The sequence below is a fragment of the Micromonospora sp. URMC 107 genome (genome assembly GCF_051386315.1).
Taxonomy (GTDB): domain Bacteria; phylum Actinomycetota; class Actinomycetes; order Mycobacteriales; family Micromonosporaceae; genus Micromonospora.
The window spans coordinates 1-6,199 of the sequence record NZ_JBPQTK010000205.1 but is presented as its reverse complement, the minus strand read 5'-3'; the positions used below and the strand labels follow the sequence as shown (position 1 = coordinate 6,199).

The 6,199-nt window shown below is 77.3% G+C and carries 7 protein-coding genes and 1 riboswitch; of the genes, 5 read left to right on the top strand and 2 right to left on the bottom strand.

The window, feature by feature from the left end; genetic code table 11:
* Positions 1–696: alpha/beta hydrolase (locus ACSNN9_RS27280; protein WP_436676141.1), on the bottom strand; the 696-nt coding region annotated here is incomplete at its 3' end.
* A gap of 130 nt (positions 697–826) precedes the next feature.
* Entirely contained in the window at positions 827–1,813 is a 987-nt protein-coding gene (locus ACSNN9_RS27275; RefSeq protein ID WP_436676140.1) for a LacI family DNA-binding transcriptional regulator, read from the bottom strand.
* A gap of 154 nt (positions 1,814–1,967) precedes the next feature.
* On the opposite strand from ACSNN9_RS27275, the gene ACSNN9_RS27270 reads away from it, so the two are divergent.
* The 5 genes from ACSNN9_RS27270 to ACSNN9_RS27250 all read left to right on the top strand — a co-directional run bounded on the left by ACSNN9_RS27270 (position 1,968) and on the right by ACSNN9_RS27250 (position 5,352).
* A complete protein-coding gene (locus ACSNN9_RS27270) occupies positions 1,968–3,188 on the top strand; it encodes an MFS transporter (protein WP_436676138.1) in 1,221 nt (406 codons plus the stop codon).
* 92 nt (positions 3,189–3,280) lie between these two features.
* Entirely contained in the window at positions 3,281–3,616 is a 336-nt protein-coding gene (locus tag ACSNN9_RS27265; RefSeq protein WP_436676137.1) for a hypothetical protein, read from the top strand.
* Positions 3,617–3,646: 30 nt separating this feature from the next.
* Positions 3,647–4,903, top strand: a complete 1,257-nt coding sequence (locus ACSNN9_RS27260) for an MFS transporter (protein WP_436676136.1) — start codon at positions 3,647–3,649, stop codon at positions 4,901–4,903.
* A gap of 102 nt (positions 4,904–5,005) precedes the next feature.
* Positions 5,006–5,188 (top strand): hypothetical protein, encoded by a 183-nt coding sequence (locus ACSNN9_RS27255; protein ID WP_436676135.1) that lies wholly within the window; start codon positions 5,006–5,008, stop codon positions 5,186–5,188.
* Positions 5,189–5,190: 2 nt separating this feature from the next.
* Positions 5,191–5,352 (top strand): hypothetical protein, encoded by a 162-nt coding sequence (locus ACSNN9_RS27250; RefSeq protein WP_436676133.1) that lies wholly within the window; start codon positions 5,191–5,193, stop codon positions 5,350–5,352.
* Positions 5,353–5,685: 333 nt separating this feature from the next.
* Positions 5,686–5,815, top strand: a riboswitch (cobalamin riboswitch).
* Positions 5,816–6,199 lie beyond the last annotated feature (384 nt).

Sequence of the window (6,199 nt, the reverse complement as noted above, 5' to 3'; positions counted from 1 at the left end):
GGGGGTTAGCCAGGTGGTGGCGCGGGTGCGGGTGGGCTTGGGGAGCTCGTGGGAGCCGGGGAACTCGTCGTAGGTGACGTCGTAGCCGAGGGAGCGCAGGCGGGGGACCAGGCGGCGGCTGCACACGTCGACCGGCAGGACGGGATCCTGCGCGCCGTGCGAGACGTAGATCCGGGGCCGGCCGTGGGTGACCAGCGGCGCGGCGAAGCCGGGGGAGAAGGCCACCACCGCGTCGACCAGGTCGCCGTTGGTCAGGCCCAGGGAGAGGGCGTACGAGGCGCCGTCGGAGAACCCGCCGAACGCCACCCGCGCCACGGGGTAGCCGGCGAAGACCGTGGCCAGCAGCTCGTCGATGCGTCGGACGTCCGCCCCGAAGCCCTCGACGATGAGGTCCCAGCTGCTCGCCACCGCCTTCGGGGCGACCAGCAGCAGCCGGTGCGCGTCGGCTACCGGAAGCAGCAGGTCCAGCCCCTGCCGGGCCGAGCCGCCCGCCCCGTGCAGGAGCAGCACCAGCCGGTACGGCGGACCGTCGACCGGCGGCGGGGCGTACACCATCGCCAGCGGGGCGCCCCGCGGATCGGTCAGCGCCGCCAGCCCGGCGGCGGCCAGGGCGGTCGGCGGCGCCGGACGCGCCCTGAGGCGGCCGTGCCGGGGGTTCTCCTCCGGCTGCCGGTGCGGCGGGGCGGGTTCGGCCACGGGATCACCGCTCCTCGTCCTGGGCGGGCATGCGCGGGCGGTTACCCGCCAGCCCGCCGACCAATCCCACCGGGACGGCCTCGGGCTGGCGTGGCCCCTGCGCCGGCGTGCCTCCCTCTCCCCGGGCGGCTCATCCGCTCACCCGCCGGACCAGCCGGGACGGGAACATCGTCGCCGGCGGGACCGGCCGCCCGCCCAGCACGGCCGTCGCCGCCGCCGTGGCGATCTGCGTCACCGGGTGGGTCGCCGTGGTCAGCGCGGGGGTGGTCATCGCGGCGAGCGGGATGTCGTCGAAGCCGGTCACCGCGACGTCGCCGGGCACCTGGACGCCGTCGCCGCGCAGCTGGTCGATCACCCCGAGCGCGGTCGCGTCGCTGCTGCCGACGATCGCGTCCGTGTCCGGCCAGCGCGCCAGCACCTCCCGGGCCGCCGCCCGTCCGCGCTCCGCGCTGAAGTCCCCCGGCACCAGCCGCTCCGGCAGTGCGGCGTCGCGCACCAGCCGCCGGTACGCGCCGACCGAGCGGCCGGCGCAGGACAGCCAGCGGGGCCCGGTCACCATGGCGATGCGGCGGCGCCCGGTGGCGTACAGGTGCCGGACCACGGCCTCGGTGCCGCCGCCGTTGTCCACGTCGAAAGCCGGGACGAGGGCGGAGCCGATGCCGATCGAGGCCACCCGGCCGCGCAGCCCCGCCGGGATGGCGGCCAGCACCGCCTCGATGGTGTTGATCAGGACGATCCCGCCGACGCTGCGGTCCTCGGCCAGCCGGCGCACCTCGCCCGGCGCCCGGGTGGGCAGCCAGTGCAGCGCCACCCCGAGCCCGTACGGCGCGCAGACCCGGGCGCACGCGCCGAGCACCCGGTGGACGTACGGGTCGTCGAGGACCGTCGCGGCGGTGCCGGTCACCGCCACCACCAGCCGGACGCCGGTGCCCCGGACCAGGGCGCGGGCGGCCAGGTTCGGCGCGTAGCCGAGCCGGTCGGCGGCGACGTTCACCCGCTCGCGGGCGGCGGGGGAGGCGTAGCCCGTGCCGGCGATCACCCGCGAGGCGGTGGCCCGGGAGACCCCCGCCGCCCGGGCGACGTCCTCCAGGGTCGGTGGTCGGTGTGTCGTCGTCATCCCCGGTCCTCCCCGTGATCGGCCGTCGCGGCGCGGACGGTCGACCGAATCATCCCCCTCCGGCGCGCCGACGGTAAGGGGCGGCACCGGCTTGTCCTGAAAGCGCTCTCAGGTGTGGGATCGAGCGACAGACCCGCACGAGAGGACCGCCACCGTGAGCCGCACCGCCGCCCCGCCCGCCGCGCCGCCCCCGGCCGTACCCCGGGCGGTGCTGGCCGCCCGCACCGGTGTGGCCGTGGTGTTCGCGCTCAACGGCCTGGCCGTGGCCACCTGGTTCTCCCGGGTGCCCGCCGTCCGCGACGCGCTCGAACTCAGCGCCGGCCGGCTCGGGCTGCTCCTGCTCGCCATGTCCGTCGGCGCGCTGCTCGCGATGCCCACCGCCGGCCTGGTGGCCCAGCGGCTCGGGGCGGCCCGCACGGTCGCCCTCTCCACCCTGCTCGTCGCGGCCGGGCTGACCGTGACCGGCGTCGCCGCCCTGGCCGGATCCCTGGCCGGGGTCGCGGTGGGGTTGTGCGCCCTCGGCTACGGCTCCGGCATCTGCGACGTCGCGATGAACGTCGAGGGCGCGGCGGTCGAGCGGCGGCTGGGGCGTACGGTCATGCCCCGCTTCCACGCGGCGTGGAGCCTCGGGTCCGTGGCCGGCGCCGGGCTCGGCGCCGGGGCGGCCCGCCTCGACGTGCCGGTCGCCGCCCACCTCGCCGCGCTGGCGGCGGTGGTGCTGCTCGGCACGCTGCTGGCCGTCCGGTCGTTCCTGCCGGCGGCCGAGGGCGGCACCGCCTCCGCGTCGGCCGCCCCGGCCGAGCGCCGCCGCGAACTGCTCGCTGCCTGGCGGGAGCCCCGCACCCTGCTCGTCGGCCTGCTGGTGCTGGTGTCGGCGTTCGCCGAGGGCAGCGCCAACGACTGGCTGGCCGTCGCCTTCATCGACGGCCACGACCTGAGCGAGGCGGCCGGGGCCGCGGTCTTCGGCGTCTTCGTCGTCGGCATGACCCTGGGCCGCACCGCGGGCACCGTCGCGCTGGACCGGTGGGGGCGGGTGCCCGTCCTGTCGGCCACGATCCTGCTCGCCACCGTCGGCGCGGGCGTGGCGGTGCTCGCCGACTCCGGGCCGGTGGCGGTGGCCGGCGTCGCGCTCTGGGGGCTCGGTGCGTCGCTGGGCTTCCCGGTCGGGATGAGCGCGGCGGCCGACGACGAGCGGCGGGCGCCGGCCCGGGTCAGCGTCGTCGCCGTGATCGGCTACACGGCGTTCCTCGCCGGCCCGCCGCTGCTCGGCCTGCTCGGCGACCGGGTCGGTACGCTGCACGCCCTGCTCGTCGTGCCGGTGCTGCTGCTGCCCACCCTCGCCCTGGTGCCGGCCACCCGCCCGCCGGCCACCTGACGTCAGCTGGCAGGGCACTCACACCCCGCTCGCAGCCACGTTCCAGGAAACGGTGCTGCACTGGGAGGACGCCGAGGAGGGGAGAGCGGGGGATGGGCTGGTTCAGTCGACGGTCGCGCGTCACCGACGCGACCCCCACGAAGCTCGACCGGGAGGCGACCCGCGAGGACCTGGCCGCGCTGGAGGCGTTCGTCGCCAGCCGCCGGGGCGTGGAGTTCTACCTGGAGCCGGAGACCACGGCGACCGACACCACCGTGGTCGCCATCGCCCACGACGGCGAGTGGATCCGCCGCCGCACCGGCTCGCCGCGCGCCGCCGGGACGATCGCCCGCAGGCACGCGGTGCCGCTGTACGAGGCCGCCCGCACCGGTTACCCGGAGCGGATGCGGGTGTGGAACCGGGCCCACCCGGAGCGCCACGCCCGCTGACGGGTCCGCCGCCCGCCGACCGAGGGCGATATGGTGCCCTGCATGGCTGATCGGTCCCGGTCCCTCGGCCGTCCCTTCTGGACGTTCTGGACCGCCGCGGCGTTGGCCAACCTGGGCGACGGCATCCGGGTGGCCGCCTTTCCCCTGCTCGCCGCCGCCCTGAGCGACGATCCGGTGGCGGTCGCCGCGGTGGCTGCGGCGCAGTTCCTGCCGTGGCTGGTCACCGGCCTGCTGGCCGGCGCGTTGGCCGACCGTCGGGCGGCGCGCGCGCTGATCGCCGCCGCCGACGCCGGCCGGGTCGTGGTGCTGGCGGCGGTGGCCGCGACCGTCGCGACGGGCGTGGCCTCGGTCGGGCTCGTGGTCGCCGCCGCCTTCCTGCTCGGTGTCGGCGAGACCCTGCGCGACACCGCCGCGCAGACCGCGATCCCCCGGCTGGTGGACGACGCGCAGCTGGAGAGGGCCAACGGGCGGCTGGTGGCGGGCGAGATCGTGGGCAACGAGTTCGTCGGCCCGCCCGTCGGCGCGCTGCTGTTCGTCGTCGGCGCGGCGCTGCCCTTCGCCGTCAACGGGGCCACGCTCGCGCTGGCCGTCATGCTCGTGCTGTCCCTGCCGCTCACCCTCGCCCGCCCGGCCCCGGGACCGTCGGCTCCCGGCGAGCCGCCCGTCGGGGCGGCCGCCCCCGCGCGGGGTGGGGCGCTCGCCGGGTTGCGGTGGCTGGCCCGGCAACCCGTGCTCCGTACGCTCGTGCTCGTCGGCGCGGCCGTCGCCGCCGCGGACAGCGCCTGGTTCGCGATCTTCGTGCTGTACGCGCGGGACAGCCTCGGCCTCGGCGCGCTCGGCTTCGGCCTGCTGCTGGCCACCGGCGCGGGCGGTGGTCTCGCCGGCTCCCTCGCCGCCGACCGGCTGATCGCCCGGTTCCGGCACCGGCACGTGCTGACGTGGTCGATGGCGGTCACCGCCGGAGCGCCGGCGCTCCTGGTCGTCGCGCCGCACCGGGGCGCCGCCGTGGCCGTCGTCGTCGGCACCAGCGCGGCGTTCGCCGTCCTCAACGTGGCCGCGCTGTCGCTGCGGCAGCGCCTCGTGCCCGGCGACCTGCTCGGCCGGGTGGTCGCCGCCTCCCGGGTCCTCACCTACGGCTGCGCCGCGCTGGGGGCGCTCGCCGGCGGCGCGCTGGCCGCCGGCCTGGGCATCGACGCGCCGTTCCTGCTCAGCGGCGTCGTCGCGGTGGTCGCGACCGTCGCCTGGAGCGTCGCGTCCCGGCCCTCCGCGCCGGCCGACCCGGCCTGAGGGACGTGTCGGCCCTCACCGCCCCGGCGGACCGAGAGGGCGGGCCGCCGGGCGCGAGCGGTCAGCTCACCAGCAGGGTCGGGCCTGTCGTCAGCCGCGCCCGTGGCGTCCGAGTCGCACGAGCCGCGCCACGAGTACGGCGGCGCACCCCTCCTGGCCGACGGCGAGGCGCTGCTGGCCCCGAGCGTCACCCGTCGGCTCATCGCCGAGTTCGCCCGCGTGCCGGCGGCGCGGCGGGGGTCCGGACGGCTCGACGGGGTGACCCGGCGGGAACGGAGGCGTTGACGTTGATCATTCGTGGGATCTCCGACACCGGGATCGAGCGGCACCCGCACCTCAGCCGGGGCGCCGTGGGGCCGCACATCGGCCGGTTGCTGACGAAGCTCTCCGCCCGTGACCGGGCGCGACTGGTGATCGTGGGCCACGAATCGGGGCCCGCCGACCGGTGAGGTGACGTCGACCGTGGTGAACGCTCCGCCGGCACGTCGGGTGGGGAAGGGCGGTTCCCGTTCGCCGGAACGTGCCTGCTGGAGAAGGGCGACGGTACTCGGGTGCCGGGATGCCCGCGGCTGCCGCAAGGGGTCGACCCGGGCGCCTTCCCCCGGCCGCCGTCCCGCATTCGGAGACCTCGACGTCGCATCGTCGGACGACAATGCCAGAGGCCCGCGCGAATGGATCAGCCCATCGTTGCTCGTCGATCGAGGTGCCGGGTCGCTGGCCGGGCGGGGTGGCGTTGACCGGCGGCCCCGGGGTGTGGCAGCATTCGCGGCCTGACGGCAGTGAAGGAAGCCGGTGCGATTCCGGCGCGGTCCCGCCACTGTCACCGGGGAGCGATCCCCCCTCGCGAGTCACGGCCGTGCGTGTGCGGTTGGAAGGCCGGGGGAGAGCGTCGATCCGGGAGCCAGGATACTTCGGCCGTCGGGAGTGACCCCAGGGCGTGGACACCCGAGGAGGACCCGATGACGCACCGCGTCTCCGCCACCGACGATCATCGCCGCAGCGTGCCCCGGCGCGGCAGCGTGCCGGTGGGCAGCCGCCGTTTCGCAGCCCCGTCCGGCCACGCCGTGCCCACTTCCGGCCTCGCCGTGAGCTGCGGTCTGCCCGCAGTCGGCCGTGTCGTGCCCGTCGCCGGTTGCTCCGCCGCGGGCCGCGCCCGCGTCGCCCCTTCCTGACGCCCGCACCGGGCCGCGCCACCCCCGTCGGCCCGCCGCTGAGCCGCTTTCCGGCCCGCCCTCGACCAGGTAGGCCAGGGCCTGGGTGGCCACCCCGGAGGCCACGGTGGAGGCCGCCATCAGC